The sequence below is a fragment of the Aeromonas sp. TECH754 genome (assembly GCF_056279295.1).
Window position 1 is genome coordinate 371585 of record NZ_JBWBRA010000001.1, and the last position, 23109, is coordinate 394693.

The 23109-nt window shown below is 62.1% G+C and carries 22 protein-coding genes, 1 pseudogene and 1 riboswitch; of the genes and pseudogenes, 18 read left to right on the top strand and 5 right to left on the bottom strand.

The window, feature by feature from the left end:
- Positions 1–10 precede the first annotated feature (10 nt).
- The 12 genes from ACZ9IL_RS01670 to ACZ9IL_RS01725 all read left to right on the top strand — a co-directional run bounded on the left by ACZ9IL_RS01670 (position 11) and on the right by ACZ9IL_RS01725 (position 10999).
- The gene (locus ACZ9IL_RS01670; protein WP_476001929.1) at positions 11–820 is read left to right on the top strand and encodes a M48 family metallopeptidase; all 810 of its coding nucleotides are present in this window, start codon (positions 11–13) and stop codon (positions 818–820) included.
- Complete coding sequence (locus tag ACZ9IL_RS01675; RefSeq protein WP_476001930.1) at positions 808–1314, top strand: GNAT family N-acetyltransferase; 507 nt, start codon at positions 808–810, stop codon at positions 1312–1314. The genes ACZ9IL_RS01670 and ACZ9IL_RS01675 overlap by 13 nt, the downstream gene beginning before the upstream one ends.
- A 110-nt stretch (positions 1315–1424) precedes the next feature.
- Complete coding sequence (locus ACZ9IL_RS01680) at positions 1425–2327, top strand: ROK family protein (protein ID WP_476001931.1); 903 nt, start codon at positions 1425–1427, stop codon at positions 2325–2327.
- A gap of 41 nt (positions 2328–2368) precedes the next feature.
- A complete protein-coding gene (locus ACZ9IL_RS01685; protein ID WP_476001932.1) occupies positions 2369–3094 on the top strand; it encodes a copper homeostasis protein CutC in 726 nt (241 codons plus the stop codon).
- 279 nt (positions 3095–3373) lie between these two features.
- Positions 3374–3985 (top strand): FKBP-type peptidyl-prolyl cis-trans isomerase, encoded by a 612-nt coding sequence (locus ACZ9IL_RS01690; RefSeq protein WP_476001933.1) that lies wholly within the window; start codon positions 3374–3376, stop codon positions 3983–3985.
- A 130-nt stretch (positions 3986–4115) separates the two neighbouring features.
- Positions 4116–4997, top strand: coding sequence for an ABC transporter ATP-binding protein (locus tag ACZ9IL_RS01695; RefSeq protein ID WP_476001934.1), 882 nt, complete (start codon positions 4116–4118; stop codon positions 4995–4997).
- Positions 4994–6028 (top strand): ABC transporter permease, encoded by a 1035-nt coding sequence (locus ACZ9IL_RS01700; RefSeq protein ID WP_476001935.1) that lies wholly within the window; start codon positions 4994–4996, stop codon positions 6026–6028. Before ACZ9IL_RS01695 ends, ACZ9IL_RS01700 begins: the two co-directional genes overlap by 4 nt.
- The gene (locus ACZ9IL_RS01705) at positions 6013–6324 is read left to right on the top strand and encodes a DUF2845 domain-containing protein (protein ID WP_476001936.1); all 312 of its coding nucleotides are present in this window, start codon (positions 6013–6015) and stop codon (positions 6322–6324) included. The genes ACZ9IL_RS01700 and ACZ9IL_RS01705 overlap by 16 nt, the downstream gene beginning before the upstream one ends.
- Positions 6325–6750: 426 nt before the next feature.
- Entirely contained in the window at positions 6751–7770 is a 1020-nt protein-coding gene (locus ACZ9IL_RS01710) for an amino acid ABC transporter substrate-binding protein (protein WP_476001937.1), read from the top strand.
- 68 nt (positions 7771–7838) lie between these two features.
- Positions 7839–9026, top strand: a complete 1188-nt coding sequence (locus tag ACZ9IL_RS01715) for an amino acid ABC transporter permease (protein WP_476001938.1) — start codon at positions 7839–7841, stop codon at positions 9024–9026.
- Positions 9027–9035: 9 nt separating this feature from the next.
- Complete coding sequence (locus ACZ9IL_RS01720; RefSeq protein ID WP_476001939.1) at positions 9036–10130, top strand: amino acid ABC transporter permease; 1095 nt, start codon at positions 9036–9038, stop codon at positions 10128–10130.
- 125 nt (positions 10131–10255) lie between these two features.
- Positions 10256–10999: an amino acid ABC transporter ATP-binding protein gene (locus ACZ9IL_RS01725; RefSeq protein ID WP_476001940.1), complete on the top strand. Its 744-nt coding sequence runs from the start codon at positions 10256–10258 to the stop codon at positions 10997–10999.
- Positions 11000–11087: 88 nt separating this feature from the next.
- Here ACZ9IL_RS01725 and ACZ9IL_RS01730 read toward each other — a convergent pair whose 3' ends face one another.
- The gene (locus ACZ9IL_RS01730) at positions 11088–11303 is read right to left on the bottom strand and encodes a DUF1107 family protein (protein ID WP_476001941.1); all 216 of its coding nucleotides are present in this window, start codon (positions 11301–11303) and stop codon (positions 11088–11090) included.
- 241 nt (positions 11304–11544) lie between these two features.
- Here ACZ9IL_RS01730 and yfcD point away from each other — a divergent pair, with 241 nt between their 5' ends.
- The 3 genes from yfcD (at position 11545) to ACZ9IL_RS01745 (ending at position 13680) form a co-directional block, all read left to right on the top strand.
- Positions 11545–12045, top strand: a complete 501-nt coding sequence (yfcD, locus tag ACZ9IL_RS01735; RefSeq protein ID WP_476005289.1) for an NUDIX hydrolase YfcD — start codon at positions 11545–11547, stop codon at positions 12043–12045.
- A 70-nt stretch (positions 12046–12115) separates the two neighbouring features.
- Complete coding sequence (locus ACZ9IL_RS01740; protein ID WP_476001942.1) at positions 12116–12589, top strand: redoxin family protein; 474 nt, start codon at positions 12116–12118, stop codon at positions 12587–12589.
- Positions 12590–12711: 122 nt separating this feature from the next.
- Positions 12712–13680 carry a calcium/sodium antiporter gene (locus tag ACZ9IL_RS01745; protein WP_476001943.1) on the top strand — a complete coding sequence of 323 codons (969 nt, stop codon included), beginning with the start codon at positions 12712–12714 and terminating at the stop codon, positions 13678–13680.
- Between the two features lie 73 nt (positions 13681–13753).
- Here ACZ9IL_RS01745 and ACZ9IL_RS01750 read toward each other — a convergent pair whose 3' ends face one another.
- The gene (locus tag ACZ9IL_RS01750) at positions 13754–14902 is read right to left on the bottom strand and encodes a type III PLP-dependent enzyme (protein WP_476001944.1); all 1149 of its coding nucleotides are present in this window, start codon (positions 14900–14902) and stop codon (positions 13754–13756) included.
- A 507-nt stretch (positions 14903–15409) separates the two neighbouring features.
- Positions 15410–15520: riboswitch (glycine riboswitch) on the top strand.
- A gap of 249 nt (positions 15521–15769) precedes the next feature.
- Here ACZ9IL_RS01750 and ACZ9IL_RS01755 point away from each other — a divergent pair.
- On the top strand, positions 15770–17146 hold the full coding sequence (locus ACZ9IL_RS01755) for an alanine/glycine:cation symporter family protein (RefSeq protein WP_476001945.1): 1377 nt from the start codon (positions 15770–15772) through the stop codon (positions 17144–17146).
- Between the two features lie 83 nt (positions 17147–17229).
- Here ACZ9IL_RS01755 and ACZ9IL_RS01760 read toward each other — a convergent pair whose 3' ends face one another.
- The gene (locus tag ACZ9IL_RS01760) at positions 17230–17931 is read right to left on the bottom strand and encodes a lipoyl protein ligase domain-containing protein (protein ID WP_476001946.1); all 702 of its coding nucleotides are present in this window, start codon (positions 17929–17931) and stop codon (positions 17230–17232) included.
- 111 nt (positions 17932–18042) lie between these two features.
- The gene (locus ACZ9IL_RS01765) at positions 18043–19440 is read right to left on the bottom strand and encodes a nucleobase:cation symporter-2 family protein (protein WP_476001947.1); all 1398 of its coding nucleotides are present in this window, start codon (positions 19438–19440) and stop codon (positions 18043–18045) included.
- A gap of 244 nt (positions 19441–19684) precedes the next feature.
- On the opposite strand from ACZ9IL_RS01765, the gene ACZ9IL_RS01770 reads away from it, so the two are divergent.
- Positions 19685–20815: a GGDEF domain-containing protein gene (locus ACZ9IL_RS01770; RefSeq protein WP_476001948.1), complete on the top strand. Its 1131-nt coding sequence runs from the start codon at positions 19685–19687 to the stop codon at positions 20813–20815.
- Between the two features lie 550 nt (positions 20816–21365).
- On the top strand, positions 21366–22739 hold the full coding sequence (locus ACZ9IL_RS01775) for a methyl-accepting chemotaxis protein (protein WP_476001949.1): 1374 nt from the start codon (positions 21366–21368) through the stop codon (positions 22737–22739).
- Positions 22740–22840: 101 nt separating this feature from the next.
- Here the strand turns inward: ACZ9IL_RS01775 and ACZ9IL_RS01780 are convergent.
- A pseudogene (locus tag ACZ9IL_RS01780) lies at positions 22841–23090 on the bottom strand (DUF2498 family protein).
- Between the last annotated feature and the right edge of the window lie 19 nt (positions 23091–23109).

Sequence of the window (23109 nt, forward strand, 5' to 3'; positions counted from 1 at the left end):
GGATCCCTTCATGCGTGCCTCTTCCCTGTCCAAATTAGGCCTGGCTGCCCTGTGCAGCGCCCTGCTGGCCGGCTGTGCCCAGTCTCCGACCGGCCGCAGCCAGATGCTGCTCTTCTCCCCCCAGCAGATGAATCAGCTGGGTGCTGACTCGTTTGAAGAGATGAAGAAGCAGGAGAAGGTCAGCACAGATGCCAAGATGAATGCCTATGTCTCCTGCGTGGCCAAGGCGGTCACCGCCCAGGTGCCGGCCAGCTACGGCATCACCAGCTGGGAGGTGGTGGTGTTCGACTCCAAGGAGGTGAACGCCTTCGCCCTGCCCGGCGGCAAGATCGGGGTCTACAGCGGCCTGCTCAAGGTCGCCAAGAATCAGGATCAGCTCGCCACCGTCATCGGCCACGAGCTGACCCACGTGCTGGCCCAGCACTCCAATGAGCGCCTCTCCCGCGATCAGCTGACCGGCATCGGGCTGGCGGTGGCCGATGCCGCCATCGGCAGCAGCCAGGGGGGCGGCGCCACCATGGCCGCGCTCGGCCTCGGGGTGCAGGTCGGCATTACGCTGCCCTATGGTCGTGAGCAGGAGAGCGAGGCTGACCGGCTCGGACTGGAGCTGATGGCCCGTGCTGGCTTCGATCCGGCGCAAGCCGTTCCGCTGTGGCAGAACATGAGTGCCGCCTCCGGTGGCAAGGCGCCGCCCCAGCTGCTCTCCACTCACCCGAGTGACGAGAGCCGTATCGCCGAGCTGCAGGCCCAGCAGGCCGAGGTGCAGCCCCTGTATCAGCAGGCGCGGGCCGCGGGGTTGACGCCTCAGTGCAAGGCATAACCCTGCGTCTGGCACGTCCCGCCGATGCCGCCGCCATGACGGTGATGCAGCGGGCCAGCTGGCTGGCGGCCTATGGCGAGATGCTGGGAGAGGATCTGCTGGCCCAGTTGGCCGTCACCGATCACCTGCAGATCTGGCATCGCCGGCTCGCCGATGCGGGCCCAAGGCCCATGCTGATCTGCCAAGATGAGGTCGTCATCGGTCTGCTCTATTGGCAGCCGGCCCCGGAGGACGAGCTGATGACGGCACGTATCCGCGCCCTCTATCTGCATCCCGGCCATTGGCGCCAGGGCCATGGCAAGCGGTTGTGGCAGGCGGTGGCGATGCAGATGCGCCGGGCGGGCTGCGAATGCGTCAAGTTGTGGCTGCAGGATGGCAACCGGATCGGCGAGGGCTTCTACCAGCGCCGCGGCTTCGTGTTCGATGGCCAGGTGCGCATTCTGCAGAGCCTCGGCCAACCCTGTCTGCAGCGGCAAATGTTCCGTTTGCTTTGAGCTGGCTCCCGTTTTTCACCCATGGTTACTTTATTTTTTTTGCGAATTAATACAATGTGCCCCTTCTGGACAGACTGAGGTGGACCGGTTCACCGGCAAGGGAGTGTGGCATGTATTACGGCTTTGATATTGGCGGCACCAAGATTGCGTTTGCGGTCTATGACGGCGCCCTGAACCTCTGTCACGAGGAGCGCATGAGTACCCCGGGTGATGACTACCCGGGGTTGCAGCAACTCATTCACAGCCGGGTTTTGGAGGCGGACGCCCGCTTTGGTACGAGAGGGGCGGTCGGTATCGGCTTTCCCGGCATTCTCAATCGCGACGACCGCAGCATAGTCGCGGCGAACCTGCCCGCCATTCACGGTCGCCATCTTGGGGCCGATCTGGCCGAGTTGCTGGGCCGCGCGGTCAGCGTCGACAACGATGCGAACTGCTTCCTCTGGTCCGAGGTGCATCAGGGCGCCGCGGCCGGCGCCGAGAGCGCGCTGGGGATGACCATAGGCACCGGCATCGGCGGCGCCGTCTATCTGGCGGGCAAGCTGATCCAGGGACGCAACTGGCTGGCGGGCGAGATAGGTCATTACCCGCTGCCGGCCACCATCCTGATGCAATATCCCGACCTGCCTCGCCCCCGCTGTGGTTGTGGCCGGCTGGTCTGTTTTGAAACCTATGCGTCCGGCACCGGCCTGGAGCGGCTCTATCACCACTTCCACGGCGAGCGCGCCAGCGGCCACCAGATAATCGCCCGCGTTGAAGCCCAAGAGCCCAGCGCATTGGTCACCCTGGATTGTTGGCTGGAGATCCTGGCCGCCGGGCTCGCCACCGCCATTTCGGTGCTCGATCCCGAGGTGGTGGTGCTGGGCGGGGGACTCAGCGGTCTGCCCGTTCTGTACGAAGAGCTGCCCCGGCGTCTGCCCGGCCATCTGCTGCCCGGGGTCGCCCTGCCTGCCGTTCGTCAGGCCCGTTTCGGCGGTGCCGGCGGCGTGCGCGGCGCGGCTCTGCTCAATTTATGAGATCAGACACAGGGTCTGATCTCCCGGAATAAGGAGTCATCATGACCCGTCTTGAAATCTGTATCGACAACCTGGAATCCCTGTTTACCGCCCAACAAGCCGGCGCGGATCGCATCGAGCTCTGCTCTGCACTGGGCCTCGGCGGTCTGACGCCTTCCTATGGCTTCATGCAGCAGGTGGCGCGCCATGCGACCATCCCCGTCTACGCCATGATCCGCCCCCGCGCCGGGGATTTCTGCTTCAGTGAGGCCGAGTTCGAGCTGATGCTACTGGACATCGCCGCCGCCCGCGCCGCCGGCCTGCAAGGGGTGGTGATCGGCCTGCTTGACGAGACCGGGCGTGTCCCTGCCGCGCAGCTCCAGCAGTTGGTCGAGGCGGCCGGCCCCCTTGGCGTCACCTTCCATCGTGCCATCGATCTCTCTTCCAACTGGCGCGCCGATCTGGAGACCATAGTGGCGGCCGGTTGTGAGCGGATCCTGAGCTCCGGCCATGCGCCGACCGCCCTGGCGGGTCTGGAGACCCTGCAAGCCATGCAGCAGACCCTGGCGGGGCGGGCCAGCCTGATGCCGGGCGCCGGCGTCAATGCCGACAACGTGCGCACCATCCTCGAGTTCACCGGGGTGAGCGAGGTGCACATGTCCGGCATGGGTTGGCGTGGCGGCATGGTGCCCCACGGTGTCAACATGGGCACCTCGGACGATGGCCGGGTCAACATCACCGACGGTGCCAAGGTTGCCGCGGTGCGAGCCCTGCTGGATCGCGCCTGATAAAACACGGACACGGTTGCCATGCCCTGTCGTCTTCTTTCTCCCCCTGCGGGAGAAGGCGTGGGAGAGGGGTCATATCACCGATGACGTCAAGATCATGGCCGTGCGGGCTATCGGATGACCTCTGAGCAGATCGCCGTCGATGGGCGGCGTTCACACCCGACTTGTGTGAACTCTCTCTCACCCGTGGGGAAATCAGGGCTGCCACCGGCAGCACCCCACAAAAAAGTCTGATATCATCCCGTCTCTTTTTACATCTGGACCCGGAGCAACATCTCAATGTCCCAATACGACTCTATCGAACAGAAGGCCAGCTATGGCATCGGCCGCAACATGGGTGATCAACTGGCGCAGCAAGCCTTCGCCGGTCTGGATATCCCGGCCCTGCAACAAGGTCTGGCTGATGCCCTGAATGGTCTGGAGTTCGCGGTCAGCCGTGACGATATCAACGATGCCTTCCAGGTCATCACCGCTCGCATGCAAGAAGAGCAGGAAACTGTTGCCAAGGCCGCTGCCGCCGACGGCGAAGTCTTCCTGGCCGACAACGCCAAGCGTGCCGAAGTGAAGACCACCGAGTCCGGTCTGCAATACGAAGTCATGGTCGAAGGCGATGGCGCCGTGCCGGTTGCCGGTCAGTCCGTGCGCGTGCACTACCACGGTACTTTCACCCACGGTGGCGTGTTCGACAGCTCGGTCGCCCGTGGCGAGCCGGCCGAATTCCCGGTGACTGGCGTCATCGCCGGCTGGGTTGAAGCGCTGCAACTGATGCCGGTTGGCTCCAAGTGGAAGCTCTACATTCCCCATGATCTGGCCTACGGTGCCCGTGGTGCCGGCTCCATCCCGCCGTACTCCGCGCTGGTCTTCGAAGTGGAGCTGCTGGACATCCTGTGATCCGGCTGGCTTGACCACGAAATGAAAACGGCGACCTCAGGGGCGCCGTTTCTTTTTGGCAGACCAGGGCGAGCAATGGGCAGATGAGGGGGTTTTGGATATAGTCAGGTCAGCGCCAGGGAGAGAGATCATGACGCCCATCCTCGAAGTCGTCGACCTTATCAAGCACTTCCCCGGCGTGAAGGCGGTGGACGGGCTCAGCTTTGCCATCCCCGCCGGCAGTTGTTTCGGCCTGCTCGGACCGAACGGGGCGGGCAAGACCACCACCATAGAGCTGCTGGAGGGGATCCTCAGCCCGGATGGCGGCCAGATCCTGTTTCACGGTGCCCCCCGTGGCCCCGATTACCGTTCCCGCATCGGCATCCAGTTCCAGCACACGGCGCTGCAGGATTTTCTGACGGTGCGCGATACCCTGCGCCTGTTTGCCAGCCTCTATCCCAACCCCTTGCCACGGGAGCTGCTGATCGAGTTGTGCGCCCTCGGCGAGTTCATCGATAGGGACAGTCGCAAGCTCTCCGGTGGTCAGCGTCAGCGGCTGCTGCTGGCGCTGGCCCTGCTCGGCGACCCCGAGCTGCTGTTTCTGGATGAGCCCACCACCGGGCTGGATCCCCAGGCACGCCACCACTTCTGGCAGCGTATCGAGGCCATCAAGGCGCAGGGCAAGACGGTGGTGCTCACCACCCACTACATGGACGAGGCACAGCAGCTGTGCGATCGCATCGCCATCGTCGATCACGGTCACCTGCTCAGCCTGGATACGCCGGCGGCCCTGCTGGCCCAGCACTTTGACGGTGTGCTGGTACGGCTGATGGATCACCCGGCCCTCGCGAGTCTGGGGCATCCGCTGCAGCGCCACGGGGATCTGGTGGAGCTGAGCTGCCCCGACGTGGCCGCCCTGCTGCCGCAGTTGCTCGCCTTGGGGGTGCCTTTGACCGGCATGCAGGTGCGCTCCCCCAATCTGGAGGATCTCTTCTTGTACCTGACCGGCCACAGCCTGAGGAGTGGCGCATGAGCGATGCCTTCCCGCGTGCCAGCGGATCCATCAAGCGTATAGGCGCGCTCTTTTATGCCCGCAACCTCGAATTTGTACGCGATCGGGCGGCACTGGTCTGGAACCTGGCCTTTCCGCTGTTGCTGGTGATCGGCTTCTCCCTCATCTTCTCCGGTCCCCCCAAACCCCTGGTGCAGATCGGGGTACTGGGTGAGCTGCCAGCCCCCTATCAACCCCTGCAGAGCATTCCGCTGCTCAAGCTCATCCCCTACGACGATGAAGGAAGGGGCCAGCTCAAGGTGCGTCATCATCAACTGGACTTGTTGCTCGTACCGGCACGCGGCTACTACTGGGTCAACCCGGATGCACCCCAGGGCGCCATGGCGGAATATTTGCTGCGCCAGGCCGTCGCCGTGCCACTGCACAAGGAGACCCTGAGCGGCCAGGCCATCCGCTATGGCGACTGGCTGCTGCCCGGCGTCATCGGCATGAACCTGATGTTCTCCGGCCTGTTCGGGGTGGGTTTTGTCATCGTCCGCTATCGAAAGAACGGGGTGCTCAAGCGGCTGCGAGCCACGCCGCTCTCTGCCGCCGAGTTTCTCTGTGCCCAACTGTTGTCACGAGTACTTATAACCTTGGTGGTGAGCCTGCTGGTGTTTCTGGTGGCTTATTGGCTGCTGGGAGTGCCGTTGCTCGGCTCGGGCTGGTTGTTGTTGCTGATCGCCCTGGCCGGTGGCACCGCCATGGCGTCCCTCGGACTGCTCATCGCCGCCCGCCTCCAGAATGAAGAGCTGGCGAGCGGTTTGCTCAATCTCATCAGCCTGCCCATGATGTTCTTATCCGGCGTCTGGTTTTCGCTGGAAGGCTCTCCCCCCTGGTTGCAGACGGTGGCTGCCCGCTTGCCACTGAGCCAGATCATCGAGGCGGCCCGGGCCGTGATGCTGGAGGGGGCGGGTTGGCAGGAGGTGGCGGGGTCGCTGGCTCAGGTGATGCTGTTCGCGCTGGTGTGTGTCGCCCTGGGGGCCATGTTGTTCAAATGGAGCGCCAAATGAAATCAATTCTGTGGTTGTTGCTGCTGGCCTCGCTGCCGCTCTGTGCCGGTACCCTGCGTTGCAAGAGTGCGCTGTTGACCGAGGGGGACACATCGGCCGAGCTGCTGATCCGCTGTGGTCAGCCGATGCTCAAGGAAGACCTGACCCGTTACGAGGAGAACGGCTTCGGCGCCCGGATGACGGTCAAGTATGCCGAGCGCTGGACCTACAACTTCGGCAAGAATGCGTTCATGCAATTTGTGACCGTCGAAAACGGCGTCATCACCGAGATCGAAGACGGCCCGCGCGGCGGCTGAATTCGCTCCCACCTCACCTCTCTCCCGCCACTCAGCAGGCCCTCGAACAAGGCTGCTGGCGATGACGCCTGTGCTCGGCGCAGCTTGTCCAGGTATGGACGGCCGCATTAAAACCCGATATTAATGAGTCAGTTAACAATTACGGCATTGCACCAGGATTGTGCATGGCCACTTTGCTGAAAAAATAATCCCCCTGGCCGGAGGGGACAATTCAGTATGCTATTTTGTCGATAAGGGTCTATTTTTTATTCATAAGGCGTATATCGGTCCACTCAGACATTTTGTGCTGCTGCACCAGAGTTGGGCTCGGTTGCACCGATTGACAGGTTTTTGACTGGCTGGATAAGCTGCAAAAAAGCAGGGAAAACGCTGGCATCTTGCAAGGTTTGGGGTGCCAACTCGAAGCAAACCACAGGGAAGAGTGACATGAAGCAGATACACAAGGCGGGTATGGTGGTAGTGCTGTCGCTGGCGGCAGCAAATGCCTGGGCAGACGGCACCCTGGATGCGGTGAAGAAGAAGGGATTCGTGCAGTGCGGGGTCGGTGATGGCCTGCCCGGTTTCTCCAACCCGGATGCCAAAGGCACCTGGACTGGTCTCGATGTGGACGTGTGCCGCGCCGTGGCCGCTGCCGTGTTGGGGGATGCCACCAAGGTCAAATACGTCTCTCTCACCGCCAAGGAGCGCTTCACCGCCTTGCAGTCGGGCGAAGTGGACCTGCTTTCTCGCAACACCACTTGGACGCTCACTCGTGATGGATCCCTGGGCCTGACCTTCGCCGGGGTGAACTACTACGACGGCCAGGGCTTCCTGGTCAAACAATCCCTTGGGGTCAAGAGCGCCAAGGAGCTGGATGGCGCGGCAGTCTGCATCCAGTCCGGTACCACCACTGAACTCAACCTGGCGGATTACTTCCGTGCCAACGGCGGCATGAAATACACCCCTGTGGTGTTCGATACCTCGGATCAGACCGTCAAGGGCTTCGAGGCCGGTCGCTGCGACGTGCTGACCTCGGATCAATCCCAACTCTACTCCCTCAAGATCAAGCTGACCAAGCCGGAAGAGGCTCTGGTGCTGCCGGAGGTGATCTCCAAGGAACCGCTGGGCCCGGCCGTACGCCAGGGGGATGAGCAGTGGTTCAAGGTGGTGCGCTGGAGCCTGTACGCCATGCTCAACGCTGAAGAGGCTGGGGTGACCAGCGCCAACGTGGACGAGATGCTCAAGTCCACCAACCCGGATATCCGTCGTCTGCTGGGGCTGGAAGAGCCCAAGGGCAGCGTGCTGGGGCTGGATGACAAGTGGGCCTACAACATCGTCAAGCAGGTCGGCAACTATGGCGAATCCTTCGATCGCAACGTGGGAGCCGGTTCTCCGCTCAAGATCGATCGCGGCATCAACGCACTCTGGAACAAGGGCGGTCTGATGTACGCACCGCCCATCCGTTGAGTCGATGAGCCGTTGGGGGGCCTGGCCCCCCATTTTCCCCTTGCCTTGGCTTTGTCGGAGTCATCCTGATGGCGTTACATGCATCAAACCATAGGAAACAACAGGGCCGCTGGTGGTATGACGCTAAGGTGCGGGCCCTGATCTTCCAGTGCCTGGCCGTCGCGGCCGTTATCGCGTTTCTGTTCTACATCATCAACAATGCCCTGACCAATCTGGCGACCCGTGGTATCACCACAGGTTTCGATTTTCTGGGTAATGCTGCCGGGTTCGGTATTCTGCAGAGCCTGATCCCCTACGACGAGACCTATACCTTTGGCCGCACCTTCGTAGTGGGGCTGCTCAACACCCTGCTGGTCTCCGTGCTCGGCATCCTGTTTGCCACCCTGCTGGGCTTCGTGCTCGGCATAGCACGGCTGTCGAGTAACTGGCTGGTGGCCAAGATTGCGACCGTCTATATCGAGACCTTTCGCAATATCCCGCTGCTGCTGCAGATCTTCTTCTGGTACTTCTCGGTGCTGCGCACCCTGCCGTCCCCGCGTCAGAGCGTGGAGCTGGGGGGGCTCGCCTTCCTCAACGTGCGGGGCTTCTATATGCCCAAGCCATTGTTTGAGGATGGTTTTGGCTATGTGCTCTGGGCCTTGCTGCTGGCGGTGCTGGTCAGCTGGGGGCTGCGCCGCTGGGCTCGCCGTCGCCAGGAGCTGACCGGCCGGATCTTCCCGGTCTGGCTCAGCTCGACGGGCCTCATTGTCCTGCTGCCCTTCATCACCTTTTTGCTGGCGGGGAGTCCGCTCTCCTGGAGCGTCCCGACCCTACAGGGCTTCAACTTCCGGGGCGGGTTGACCGTGTTGCCCGAACTTGCGGCACTGCTGCTGGCGTTGACCATCTATACGGCGGCCTTCATCGCCGAGATAGTGCGCTCCGGCATTCTCGCCATCAGCAAGGGCCAGACGGAAGCAGCCTCCGCACTGGGGTTGTCACCCACCAAGACCCTGCGGCTGGTGGTCATTCCACAGGCGATGCGGGTCATCATCCCGCCGCTGACCAGTCAGTACCTGAACCTCACCAAGAACTCGTCGCTGGCCACCGCCATCGGCTACCCGGATCTGGTCTCGGTGTTCATGGGCACCACCCTCAACCAGACCGGACAGGCGATCGAGGTCATCGCCATGACCATGGGTGTCTACCTTCTCATCAGTATCACCACCTCAGTCCTGATGAACATCTACAACCGCAAGATGACGCTGGTTGAGCGCTAGGGAGCTTTCATGTTTGTGAACGATCTACAAGAAGCGCTGCCCCCTCCCGACAACAGACGCGGCGTGCTGGCCTGGTTCAGGCAGAATCTGTTTTCCAACTGGTGGAGCACGCTGCTGACCCTGGTGTTGGCTTACCTGCTGTTGCCCCTTATCTGGTCGGCCCTGGACTGGGCGTTGTTTTCGGCCACCTGGCAGGGGAGCGGCCGTGCGGACTGCGTGCAGGGCGGGGCCTGCTGGATCTTTATCGAGAGCCGGCTGGGGCAATATCTCTACGGTTTCTACCCGGCCGATCAGTATTGGCGCATCAACCTGGTCTTCATCGGACTGGCCGTGCTGCTGGCATTGCTCATCTGGCCACGCACACCGCGCAAGGGCTGGCTGGCGTTATTTACCCTGCTGGTCTTTCCGGTCATCGCCTTTCTGCTGATCCACGGTGGTGCTGGCCTCGAGGTGGTGGATACCAACCGCTGGGGCGGGCTGATGCTGACCCTGGTGTTGGCGGTGGTGGGGATAGCGGTCGCCCTGCCATTCGGGATCCTGCTGGCGTTGGGGCGTCGCTCCCACATGCCGGTGATCTCCAGCCTCTCCACCGTCTACATCGAGTTCTGGCGTGCGGTGCCGCTCATTACCGTGCTGTTCATGGCCTCCGTCATGTTGCCGCTGTTCATGACCAGCGAGGTGGAGCTCGACAAGCTGCTGCGAGCGCTGATCGGCATCATCTTGTTCCAGGCTGCCTACGTGGCGGAAGTGGTGCGCGGTGGCTTGCAGGCGATCCCCAAGGGACAGTACGAGGCGGGGGAGGCGCTGGGGCTCTCCTACTGGAAGGTGATGGGGCTCATCATCATGCCGCAAGCCCTCAAGATCACCATCCCTTCGCTGGTGAACACCTTTATCTCCCTGTTCAAAGACACCAGCCTGGTGTTGATCATCGGCCTGTTCGACTTGTTAGCCATCTCCAAGGTGGCGCTGGCGGATCCGGCCTGGCTCGGCTTCTCCACCGAGGCTTATGTGTTTATCGCCATGATTTTCTGGATGTTCTGTTTTGGCATGTCCCGCTACTCCATCTATCTGGAGCGCAAACTCAACACGGGTCACAAACAGTAGGAGTAGTTCGAGATGAAAAGAGACCCGGTGATGGCACTCAGGTCAGTGAATGCAAGATGTAGCGGGTGTTGTGAGTTGCACAACATCAATGTGCGGGTGAGCAAGAGAGCGGGAGTTGTTTCGATATGAAAACAGACGCTGTAGTAGAGCTTAAATCTGTCAATAAGTGGTACGGCGAGTTTCATGTGCTGCGTAACATCAATCTGCAGGTGGGCAAGGGCGAGAAAATCGTCATCTGCGGGCCCTCCGGCTCGGGCAAGTCCACCATGATCCGCTGCATCAACCGGCTGGAAGAACACCAGAGCGGCGACATTCTGGTCAAGGGCACGGCGCTCACCTCGGATCTCAAGAACATCGAGCTGGTACGCCGGGAAGTGGGCATGGTGTTTCAGCACTTCAATCTTTTTCCTCACCTGACGGTGCTGGAGAATTGCTGTCTGGCCCCCATCTGGGTCAAGCAGTTGCCACGCAAGGAGGCCGAGGAGATCGCCATGAACTTCCTGCGCCGGGTCAGGATCCCGGAGCAGGCCCTCAAGTACCCGGGCCAGCTCTCCGGCGGCCAGCAGCAGCGGGTGGCCATCGCCCGCAGCCTGTGTATGAACCCGCAGGTAATGTTGTTTGACGAGCCGACTTCGGCGCTGGATCCCGAGATGGTGCGCGAGGTGCTGGATGTCATGGTGGAGTTGGCTCACGAGGGGATGACCATGCTCTGCGTCACCCACGAGATGGGCTTTGCCAAGCAGGTGGCGGATCGGGTGATCTTCATGGACCGCGGCCAGATCATCGAGGAGAACGTGCCGGATCAGTTCTTCGACCATCCCCAGTCGGAGCGCACCAAGCTGTTCCTTTCCCAGATCCTGCAGCATTGAACCCGGAGCCCGTGCGATGAAAATAGCCCGCTCGCTCGATGAGCGGCGGGCAAAGACGTGCATGGAAGCAGACTACAGACGGAGTATGTCAGCCCGGCAACAGGGCGCCGGTGCGCAGATCGCGCACCGCCAGGTTGATCTGCCGGGCCAGGTGCAGTGCCTGACGGCAGCTCAGAGTCTTCACGTCGATGGCCCCACCCTGAAATTCGAATCGCCCCAGCGCCTCTACCATGAAGCTACCGTGATGAAAGCTCTTGATATGGCGGGCAATCTGGCGAGGAGACAACTGCTTGAACACCTTCATGGCAAAACACCCTGTTGCTTGGACAGGGCACACTATGCCGTCCTTCCGTGACACTGATGTGACATTTCATCAAGGGTTGTATGAATCCATTTGTTCGTTGCATCTCGGCTTGGCGCGACCTTCCCCCGGGTGCTGAAAACCTTCTGCCCGGCGTTGAAAAAGGCATTGAAAAAGTAGTGCCGTGCTGGGGCCCGGCCTCGATATACTGCTGCTCATCGAGGATTGCAACAGGGTAGCGCGCGTGGAGTGGGTTGACGTAGTGGATGAGCAGGACCGCGTAGTCGGGGTCGCCGAGCGGGCCAGGGTGCGGCGGGAGAACTTGCGCCATCGTGCCAGCTATATCCTGGTGCTCGATGAGGCCGAGCGCATCCTGGTGCAGCGGCGCACCCTCGGCAAGGACTTCTGCCCCGGCATGCTGGATGCCTGCGCCGGCGGTGTGGTGACCCGGGGCGAGGTGATGGAGCCTTCCGCCCGGCGCGAGCTGGCGGAGGAGCTGGGGATCGTTGATGTGCCCCTGCAAGGCTTTGGTACCTTCTACGCCGAAGGAGAGATGGATGGAAAGGGGTACCGAGTCTGGGGTGGCCTGTTCAGTTGTCACTATCAGGGCCCGTTGCAACTGCAGGCGGAAGAGGTGAGCGAGGTGCACTGGATGAGTCTGACCGACATCGCGGCACGGGCCAGCGAATTTACCCCGGACTCCCTGCTCGCGATTGCCACTTGGCAGGCGCGACGGGGTGGCTAAGCCGCTGTTACCCCTCTTCGCGCCGCGCTAGACTGGGGCTCCTTTCATTTATTACTCAGGACGAGACATCATGATCACAGTTGGCCAATCCCTGCCTGCGGGCGAATTTACCCTGCTGACCGCCGAGGGCAAGAAGACGCTGGACACGCATACCCTGTTTGCGGGCAAAAAAGTGGTGCTGTTCGCGGTGCCCGGCGCCTTCACGCCCACCTGTTCCAACGCCCACTTGCCGGGTTATGTGGTGCTGGCCGATCGCTTCAAGGCCAAGGGGGTCGATGCGATTTATTGCCTGTCGGTCAACGATGCCTTCGTGATGAAAGCCTGGGGCGAGGCGCACAATGCCGAGGCGCTCACCCTGCTGGCGGATGGCGATGGCAGCTGGACTCGTGCCCTTGGCCTCGCCAAGGAGACCGGCGCCTTCGGCGGCCTGCGTGCCCAGCGCTTCGCCCTGATAGCCCAGGATGGTGTGGTGCAGCAGCTGTTCGTGGAGGCTCCCGGCAAGTTCGAGGTCTCGGATGCCGAGAGTCTGCTGGCGGCGCTCTGAAATGTTAATCATTGTTTGATTGCCGCTTGAAATAGCAAGGGGGCTCGCTAAACTGGGCCCGTTTTGGATGGAGCCAGGTTTGCAGCCTGGCTCTCGTGTTTGAGTGGATGGGATTGACGACTATGACCCTGGCTTTTGTTGCCCTGATTGCCGGACTGGCGCTGCTGGTCTGGAGTGCGGATAAATTTGTGGATGGCGCCGCCGCAACCGCCCGTTATGCCGGCATGCCGCCGCTGCTCATCGGCATGGTGATCATCGGTTTTGGCACCTCGGCCCCCGAGATGGTGGTCTCCGCGCTGGCGGCCGCCCAGGGCAATCCCGGTCTGGCGCTCGGCAACGCCTACGGCTCCAACATCACCAACATCGCCCTGATCCTGGGGTTGACCGCTCTCATCAGCCCCATCGCCGTCTCCTCCCAGGTGGTGCGCAAGGAGATCCCCATCCTGCTCGGCATCACCTTGCTGTCCGGCGCCCTGCTGATCGACGGTCACCTGGGGGGCACCGATGCCCTGATCCTGGGAGTCGTGTTCCTGGGGCTGATGGGCTGGTCCATCTGGGCGGGCATGCGCGGCAAGGGGGATGCGCTCGACGCGGACACCGACGACGACATCAGCAGCGAGGGCATGTCACGCAAGCGGGCGCTGATCTGGCTGGTGGTCGGTCTGGTGCTGCTGGTGCTGGCCTCCCGTCTGCTGGTGTGGGGCGCCGTCACCATAGCCCAGGCGCTCGGCATCAGCGATCTGGTGATTGGCCTGACCATAGTGGCGGTGGGCACCTCTCTGCCGGAACTCGCCTCCTCCCTCATCGCCATTCGCAAGAAGGAGCATGATCTGGCCCTCGGCAACGTGCTCGGCTCCAACCTGTTCAACACCCTGGCGGTGGTGGGCATCGCCGCGGGCATAGCGCCGCTGGAGGTGGACTCCATGGTGCTGTCTCGCGACTGGTCGGTGATGATGGGGCTGACCCTGTTGCTGCTGGTGATGTGTCTGGGCCGCAAGGGGCAGGGCCGGATCAACCGCTGGGAAGGGGGCCTGTTGCTCGCCATCTTCGTGGCCTACACCTCCTGGTTGCTGGGTAGCCAGTTCCTCTAGACAGGGGAGCACGGCACAACGAAAGAGGGGGAAGCATCGGCTTCCCCCTCTTGTTTTTGGTACGGCCCTGGTATCAGGCCACCGCCACCAGTTTCTGCTTCTGGGCGCTGTCCAGAATCAGGATGCTGGCCTTGGGGAAGAAGTTGAAGGTGGAGGCGGAGGCCCAGGTGTAGGCCCCCATCACCCGCCCGATGACCAGCTCGCCGATGGCCAGATCCGGCAGCATGATGCCGTCGCGGATCACGTCCACGCTGTCGCAGGTGGGGCCGGAGAGTACCGCATTGTGCAGCTCGCCACCGGCATAGGGGGTGCTCACCGGGTAGGTGACGTGGTCATAGAGCTGGCCGTTGTAGCTGCCGTAGAGACCGTCATCCAGGTAGTACCAGATCTTGTCGCCGCGGTGGGCCTTGCCCATCACGCTGGCGACCGAGGTCATGGCCGGTGCGCTGATGAAGCGGCCCGGCTCGGCGATCTTCTGCACCGTGGCTGGCAGCTTGGCGAGCGCTTCGCGGATCGGGGCGCAGAAGCCGTCGATGTCGAACTCTCCACCGTCATAATCCACCGGGAAACCGCCGCCGATGTCCAGCACCCAGGGCTTGAGGCCGAGTTCCCATGCCTGCTCCATGATCTCGCGGCAGGCGTCGATAGCCTGCACGTGACGACGGGAGTGGGGCACCTGGGAGCCGACGTGGAACGACAGCCCCATCACCTTGATGCCCTTGGCCTGGGCCAGTTGCAGCAGCGGCAGCGCCTGCTCCGGGGTGCAGCCGAACTTCTTGGAGAGATCGACCTTGGTCTCCGGGTTCGGGAAGCTGACGCGCAGCAGCAGCTTCACCTCGTCCTTGTAGGGAATGAACTTCTCCAGCTCCAGCGGGTTGTCGTAGACGAACACGGTGCAGCCGAACTCCAGCGCATAGCGAATGTCGCTGTCGCGTTTGATGGGATGAGTGTGAATACAGCGCCCCGGGCGAACCCCTTGGCTGCGCACCAGATCCACTTCGCCATTGGTGGCCAAGTCGAAACAGGCCCCCTCTTCCTTCAAGACAGAGACCACCGCCTCGTGGGGCAGGGGCTTGAGTGCATAGTGCAAGCGCACATCGGGCAGGGCGGCTGCCAGGGCCCGATACTGTTTGCGGACGGCTGCCTTGTCGAGCAGCAGCAGGGGAGAGCCAAATTGTTCAACCAGCTGACGGTAATCTTGTGCGACCAGAGTCTCGTTCATTCTCTTTTGAAAATCCTTAGGGGGCGTGATAGGCCCAAGCCATATGCGATTGAACCGGCGACGGCCGGCTCAGGCGAGTGGTCCGGAGGGACCAACCAGACACAGTGCATAACTTAAGTGCAAAGTGCTTAGTTATGCGCGGAATTATCGACTTATTGTGTTTCTGTGCAAGTATTTTGAGTGGATATGTTGGCAAGTATTTCTGGTCGAGACGAAAGGTGCTGTCGATATAAAACTCGCGATCGAGGCGCTGATTGGGATGAGCTAGGGAAGATAGGCTAACTCATTGACAGATAACGAACATTTAACATTTTGTCGGGGCAGGGGCAGAGTGGAAAAAAATCCGATCGCCGAGAGGCGAGTGCGAGACAGCTCACAGTTTTTTGATTAATATGCCAGCTTCCTAATCCAAACTAGTTCGGATGAAGGTAGCAGGAGAGCGATGGGGGACCATCCACCGAAGAAGTGAATCTTTCAGGTACCGGGCAACCGGTGTGGACTGCTACTGGACGATACTCTGGAGAGACCCGTTAGATCGGGCGCCGAAGGAGCAAGGCACCATGACTGCATCGCAGGCGGGTGTCGGAAACTCTCAGGCAAAAGGACAGAGGGGATGGGATGGTTGTACCTGAGCTTAGAACTGTTCACGATCTGTAACGAAAGGTCGTCAGCAAGGTAAAGAGCAGCGCAGGAACCGGAGCGTATAGATATACGTGAGGATTCCTAGCAGCACATGAGCCTTGATCACGGCCTCGCAGTAAGAGCGTGAACAAGTTCTTGGCCTGCATCCGATCGCCTTTGGGGATCGCGACACCTATGGGAAGATCATCCTTCTCCTCCTTAATCGTTGTTTTTTAAGGAGGATGCATGTCATCAATTCAATCGGCGCTCGGCGCCATCGATACTTTTATCTGGGGTCCACCCCTGCTGATCCTGCTGGTCGGGACCGGTGTCTACCTCACCTGGCGATTGGGTCTGCTTCAGATTGTGCGCCTGCCGCTCGCCCTGCGACTGGTGTTTGGTCGCGATCAGGGCCAGGGCAAGCAGGGGGACGTGTCCAGCTTCGCTGCCCTCTGCACCGCACTCTCCGCTACCATAGGCACCGGCAACATCGTCGGGGTCGCTACCGCCATCAAGCTCGGCGGCCCTGGTGCCCTGTTCTGGATGTGGATGGCGGCCCTGTTCGGCATGGCCACCAAGTACGCGGAGTGTCTGCTGGCGGTGAAATATCGCCAGCAGGATGCCAACGGCCAGATGGCGGGCGGCCCCATGTACTATCTGGAGAAGGGGCTCGGCTCCAAAATGCTCGCCAAGCTGTTCGCCCTGTTTGGCATTGGCGTGGCGTTTTTCGGCATCGGCACCTTCCCCCAGGTCAACGCCATCTCTGACGCCATGAGCCTCTCCTTCGCGGTGCCCCGCGAGGCGACCGCCGTGGTGCTGACCCTGATAGTGGCGCTGGTGACCCTGGGGGGCATCAAGTCCATCTCCAGCGTGTCGAGCAAGGTGGTGCCCTTCATGGCCATCTTCTACATCCTGGCCTGCGCCGGGGTGCTGGTGAACAACGCCGGCGTCCTGCCGGAGGCGGTGCTTCTGGTGATCAACAGCGCCTTCACCGGCCATGCGGCCACCGGTGGCTTCGTCGGTGCCGGCATCATGCTGGCAATCCAGTCCGGGGTGGCGCGGGGAGTCTTCTCCAACGAGTCAGGTCTGGGGTCGGCCCCCATCGCGGCGGCGGCGGCCAAGACGAATTCCTGCGTGGAGCAGGGGCTGGTCTCCATGACCGGCACCTTCATCGACACCATCATCATCTGCACCATGACCGGCCTGACCCTGGTGGTGACCGGCGTCTGGAGCGGGGATCTCAGCGGCGCCGCCATGACCAGCCAGGCCTTCGCCCAGGGGCTGGATGCCCACATCGGCCAGTATCTGGTGAGCATAGGGCTGCTGTTCTTTGCCTTCACCACCATTCTCGGCTGGAACTACTACGGCGAGCGCTGCACCGAGTACCTGTTCGGGGTCAAGGCCATCAAGCCTTACCGCCTCATCTATCTGGTGCTGGTGGCGAGCGGTGCTTTCCTCCATCTGGACATGATTTGGCTCTTGGCGGACATCGTCAACGGCCTGATGGCGGTGCCCAACCTCATCGGCCTCATCGGCCTGCGCCACGTGGTGATCGCCGAGACCCGCGCCTATTTCAAGCGGGATAGCGATGGCGAAGTCGAACCCGAGCCGCAGACCGCCTGAATCTGTATCGGCACTACGTCAGAAAAAAGCCACGACCTTGGGTCGTGGCTTTTTTTATCCGGTTGGCTTGGGTCGCTGCGGCGTCAGTCGTCGGTCAGCAGACTCTTCAACCGGGTTTGAACTTGTTCCACCAACACCTCATCGCTGCCCTGCCAATGGATGACTTGCGCCAGTGTGGTGGAGGTGCCAGGTAAAAAGCGCAGCTCCCCGCCCGCCAGCTCATAGAGGCGGCTCGCCATGCGGGTGCCTTCATCGATATCTCCCGCTACCAGCAGCATGGCCTGAGCCAGCACGGCGCCTTGATGATCCTGCCCCGGCGCCAGCCAGCGCTGGGCGGTGCCGGTGACCTTGCGGCCCCCGATCACCAGATTGTACTGACCGTCGCAGAAGGAGCCGGGCACGAAGTCGTAGTTGCCCTTGAGGCCATATTCCCCCAGCAAACCCAGCAACGGCGCCCCCAGCAGCCGGTAATAGTGGGCCAGATCCGTGGTGGTGCGGGGCAAGAACAGCGACAGATTGAGGATGCCGGCGCCGTGGGGCACCGCGGTGCCGCCGCTGTCGCGCACATAAACCGGCCAGCCCTCGCCCGCGAGCTGCTTGCGGGCTGCTTGATAACGGGGCAGCCGCACATCCTTGCGGGTGACGATGAGGCATTGGGGGGCCTGCCAGAGGTGGGCGCGGGCCAGACCGTCGCGGGCGCAGTCCCGCAGCCACTGCTGCTCCTGGGCCAATATCTGGTCGGGTGTATGGTTGGCGGGCAGGGCAGGCAGCAGGGAGTAAGGCATGACGGCATCCGGCGGCAATGGGTGCCAGCACAGTACCCGCCAGCAGGGACAAGGTAAAGCCCCGCACGGCGGGGCTTTGTCATGTTGCTAGCGCGTTCTGCGGGAGGTGACTCAGGGCTGAGTCTTGGCGCGGATGGGCAGCAACAGGTTCAGGATGATGGCGGTGAGGCCGCCGGTGGCGACGCCGTAGGAGAGCACGCTCCTGGCCAGCTCCGGCAGGTGTTGCAGCACCTCGGGCACCTGGGCGACGCCCAGCCCCATGGCCAGCGACACCGCCAGTATCATCAGGGCGCGGCGGTCCAGCTCCTCGCGGGAGATGATGCGCACCCCGGCGGCGGCGATGGTGCCGAACATGACGATGGTGGCGCCGCCCAGTACGGGCTCGGGGATCTGCTGCACCAGGCTTGCCACCGCCGGGAACAGGCCGAGCAGGGCCAGCATGGCGGCGATGAAGAGGCCGACGTGGCGGCTGGCCACCCCGGTCAGCTGGATGACGCCGTTATTCTGGGCGAAGGTGGACATGGGGAAGGTGGAGAAGACCGCCGCCAGCATGGAATTGGCGCCATCGGCCAGCACGCCGCCCTTGATCCGCGCCATGTAGACCGGCCCGTCCAGCGGCTCGCCGGAGATGTCGGAGGTGGCGGTCATGTCGCCGATGGCCTCCAGTGCCGTCACCACGAAGATGATGGCGAGCGGCACGAACAGCTGCCAGTCGAAACCGAGGCCGTAGTGCAGCGGAATGGGCACCATCACCAGTGGCCCCTCGAAGGTTGGCGCGCTCACCTTGCCGAGCAACAGGGCGGCGGCGTAGCCCACCAGCATGGCGAGCATGATGGCGGAGAGGCGCAGCCAGGGGTTGCGACTGCGCTGCAGCAGCACGATGAGGCCGAGCACCAGCAGGGAGAGGAAGAGGTTGCTGTGGCTCGCGAAGCTGCCATCGGCCAGCGCCCCGTAGCCGCCGCCCATGCTGATGAGACCTACCTTGATCAGGGTCAGACCGATGAGCAGCACCACTATGCCGGTCACCAGCGGGGTGATGATCCGTTTGACCAGATGCAGGAAGCGGCTCATCACGACGATGGTGAGGGCGGCCGCCAGCATGGTGCCGAACAGGGTGCCCAGCAGATCCTCGGTGGGCATGGCCGCCTGCTTGAGGGCGAGGCCGGAGGCGATGATGGGGCCGAGGAAGTTGAAGCTGGTGCCCTGCACCGACAGCAGGCCGGAGCCGAGGGGGCCGAAGCGGCGGGTCTGGATGAAGGAGGCGATGCCGGACATGACCAGCGACATGGAGACGATATAGCGGGTGTCGGCGGCGGGGAGGCCGAGGGCGTTGGCGATGATGAGGGGCGGGGTGATGATGGCGACAAACATGGCGAGCATATGCTGCAGGGCGGCGAACAGGGTCTGGGGCAGGGGCGGGACATCCTCTATGCCGTAGACCAGCTCGCTGTGGGGTCGCCTGGGGGGATGAGTCTCGACGGGGGCGCGCGAGACGGCTGCCTGTTCCATAAATACCTCGGATCTTGTGGGGAGGGGGAGAAAATTGGGCGCTATTGTAGTGGCTGAAATGAGGCTGACCAGCGCTAATTGAGCGGAAAAAGGTTTATTTTTTGATGGGTTGAAACGTTTGCGCGCGGCGATTATGATCCGCCGGTTTGTGTGAGGCCGTTCTCGTTATTAATGGGTCTAGTGCAGATGCATCCTGGTCGTGACGGTGTAGAATGAGCCCTCAGTTGTTATGTGGAGGCGCTGGATGCTGAAGCTGTCGGAGTTTTGGAGTGCCCGGGCTCACTCCGAAGATTTTACCCTGACCCGCATGGGGTTCATGACGGTGCGGCTGCGGCTGCTGACCTGTCTGCTGATGATAGGCCTCCCCGCTTGGGCGCTGATCGATTGGCTGACCCTGCCCGGCATCCAGTTTGACCTCCTGCTCAAGGCGCGCGTCTTCTGCCTGCTGGCCCTCTCCCCGCTCATTCCCTTCTCCTATCTCATCCATTTCAAGCGCGAACGGATGAAGCTGGCGCTCGGCTACCTGATGGCGGTGATGATGCTGTTCTCCCTCATCTGCCTTGGCAGCTTCGGCCCGGAGCAGGAGCCGCAGGCGGGTTATCTGGTGTTCCCCTACCTGCTGATCAGCCTGTTTGCCATCTTCCCCATCCCGCTTTTACTGAGCCTGCAACTGGCGGGCGGCATCCTGATCACCATGCTGGCGGGCAACTGGTGGATACACGATCAGCCGCTGTGGAGCCTGCAAACGCTCAATCAGCTCTGGCTGCTGGCGCTGTTCACCGTAGCGAGTGCCTGGGTGCAGTGCGGACAGCTCAACATGTTGCTGCAACTCTATCGGGAGTCCACCACCGACGAGCTGACCGGCATGATGAACCGCCGCCTGCTGATGAAGCGACTGGAGAAGGCCAGGGTCACCATGATCCGCAAGCAGGCGCCCTTTGCCGTGTTGTTGCTGGACTTGGACCGTTTCAAGCGGATCAACGATAACTTCGGCCATCTGGCGGGGGATGCGGTGCTCAAGGAAGTGGCGGCGACCCTGGCCGAACAACTGGAACCCGGCATGGTGCTCGGGCGTTATGGCGGCGAAGAGTTTGCCGTCATGCTGCCCAACTGCGGCGAGTTGAACAAGGCGAAGCGGGTCGCCGAGCGGCTGCGCATCGCGGTGGAGGCGCGGCTGGTCAAGAGCCCCACCTCGGACGAACTGCTGGAGGTGACGGTGAGCATAGGCCTGACCCTGGCCCGGCGCGGGGAGAGCATCGAGGATCTGCTCAATCGGGCAGACGAGTGTCTCTATCTTGCCAAGATGGCGGGACGCAACTGCGTGGCAGGGGACAACGATCTTCCGTCCAAGCCGGCCGACATGGACGTGGCCTAGGGTTACATCCTGATGACAGGCCTGTCGCAACCGCGATCCCCTGACTGAGGCCGGGCCAGCCGCTGAACATTTAGCAGCGTCGTGGCGTGAGTGGCCGATCCCCTGGCCAGCACTCTGTTGCCCTTCAATAGCCTCCCTCTCTTTTCTCCCCTTCGATTCATCTCTCCTCAATAGTTGTCCTTGGATGGATCCCTTTGCCACAGGGCGCTGTTCGCCGGGTCGTCCGGTCGGCTGGTCCTTGCCCGCTGGTGCTGGGAGGAGAGGGAGCGGACGCCGATGTTAATGATGAGAGTGTTGTTAATTGGCTGCTATTGTGTAACTCAACAGTGCCCGGCTAGCGCCGGTACTGGGTGGTCTGCGCTGGCCGGCATGACGCCGGTCAGCGCTACAAGGATGAGACTTCTGGCTTTCAAGGGGAAAATGAATGATATCAGCCGTCGACTTCAGCACTCATTACCGTAAAGGTGATCGCATCATGCTGGGTTTGCTTTGGTTTACGTTATTTTGTTCGGCTGGATTAGCATTTTGGCATGATACATGGCTGCAAACCGTGCTGGTGGGCGGCTCGGTCTGCGCGCTGTTGACCGCGCTCTACCGGGTGCTGGCGGGTACCCGCTGGATGCGTTGCCTCATCGGGGTCGGACTGATGGTGATGGCGGCGCTGCACATCAATCAGGCACGGGGGGTCATCGAGATCCACTTCGGCATCTTCGTGTTGCTGGCGGTGCTGACCTTTTACCGCGACTGGCTGCCGATCGTGGTGGCGGCGGCGGTGATCGCGGTGCATCACGTGCTGTTTCATGTGCTGCAACACCAGGGCTTTCCGGTCTATGTGATGCAGTTTCATGGCGGCTGGGGAATGATCTTCCTGCATGCGTTTTATGTGGTGGTGGAGAGCGCGATCCTCATCTATCTGGCGCGGCTCAGCCTGATCGATGCCACCGAAAATCAGGAGGTCTTGAACAAGGTGCTGGTGGCGGCCAATCAGCTCAACCAGGGCGTCAACCCGGATGCGCAGGCGGCGGGCCTCAAGCTCTCTTCCGGGCAGCGCTTCGATCACTTTCTCGAGCAGGTCTCCAACCTGGTGGACGGTGTGGCACGGGATAGTCGCAGCCTGGGGGAGCTGAGCCATGATCTGTCCCGGGCGGGCCATACCCTGGAGGACGGCGCCCAGCACCAGTTGGACGAGGTGTCGCGGATGAGCGGCGCCATGGGCTTGATGCTCACGGCCATGGAGGAGATCGCCGGACATGTTGACCACACCCTGCAGTGCGCTGGTGAGGCCAGCGATCAGGTTGGGAAAGGGCGGCTGACGGTGGATCAGACCCGGGAGGACATACTGGCGCTGGCGAGCAGCATCGATGTCACCGATAGGACGGTGCAGTCAGTGGTCGATCAGACCGAGCAGATTGGCAGGGTGCTGGAGGTTATCCATGACATAGCCCAACAGACCAACCTGCTGGCACTCAACGCGGCCATCGAGGCGGCGCGGGCGGGTGAGCAGGGACGCGGCTTTGCGGTGGTGGCCGAGGAGGTGCGCAACCTGTCCCAGAAGACCTCGGTCTCCACCAGCGAGATCCAGCAGATCATCGAGCGGCTTCAGCAAGGCAGCCGGCAGGCGGCCAGCGCTATGCACGACAGTCGCGAGGGGGTGCAGCGCTGCGTGTCCGCCAGCCAGTCTGCGGCGCAGATGCTGCACGTGGTGGCGGATGACATCGCCAACATCAACCGCTTCAACGCGCTGATCGCGGCCACCACTCAGGAGCAGTCCCGGGTCTCGGTAGACATCGGTTATCGCCTGCAAACCGTCCAGAAGATTGCCGAGTGCAACGCAGGCAACATCGCGGCCCTGACTCGCAGCAGCCAATGTCTGCCACCGCTGGCGGCGCGGCTGGAGAACCTGGGCAGAGCCTTCCACGCCTAGCGACAGGCTTGTTGAGACAGGTGTCAGCGTCGTTGACCGCCCGCGGTCAGAAAGAGAGATGCCACCTAAGGTGGTGGCATCTTGGCAAGGGGCTCTGGCGCCTAGACCAGGCGATATTTGCCTGACAGTTGCTGGGCCAGCAGCTTGAACATGTTGAACACCGCCATGGTCTTGCCGGTCGGGGGTACCATCCTCGGCCAGGAAGAATTCCCCCTTGAACACCAGGATCTCTCCCTTCTGCTCCACCGAATCGGCGCGCATGCCGTGGATGAAGTCTTCGTGGCCCTTGATGATACCGTTGGCCATCTCCAGCAGGGCAGTCTCGGTGATCAGCTCTTTTTCTGGTTGCATGCTCGTCTCCTTAAACGAC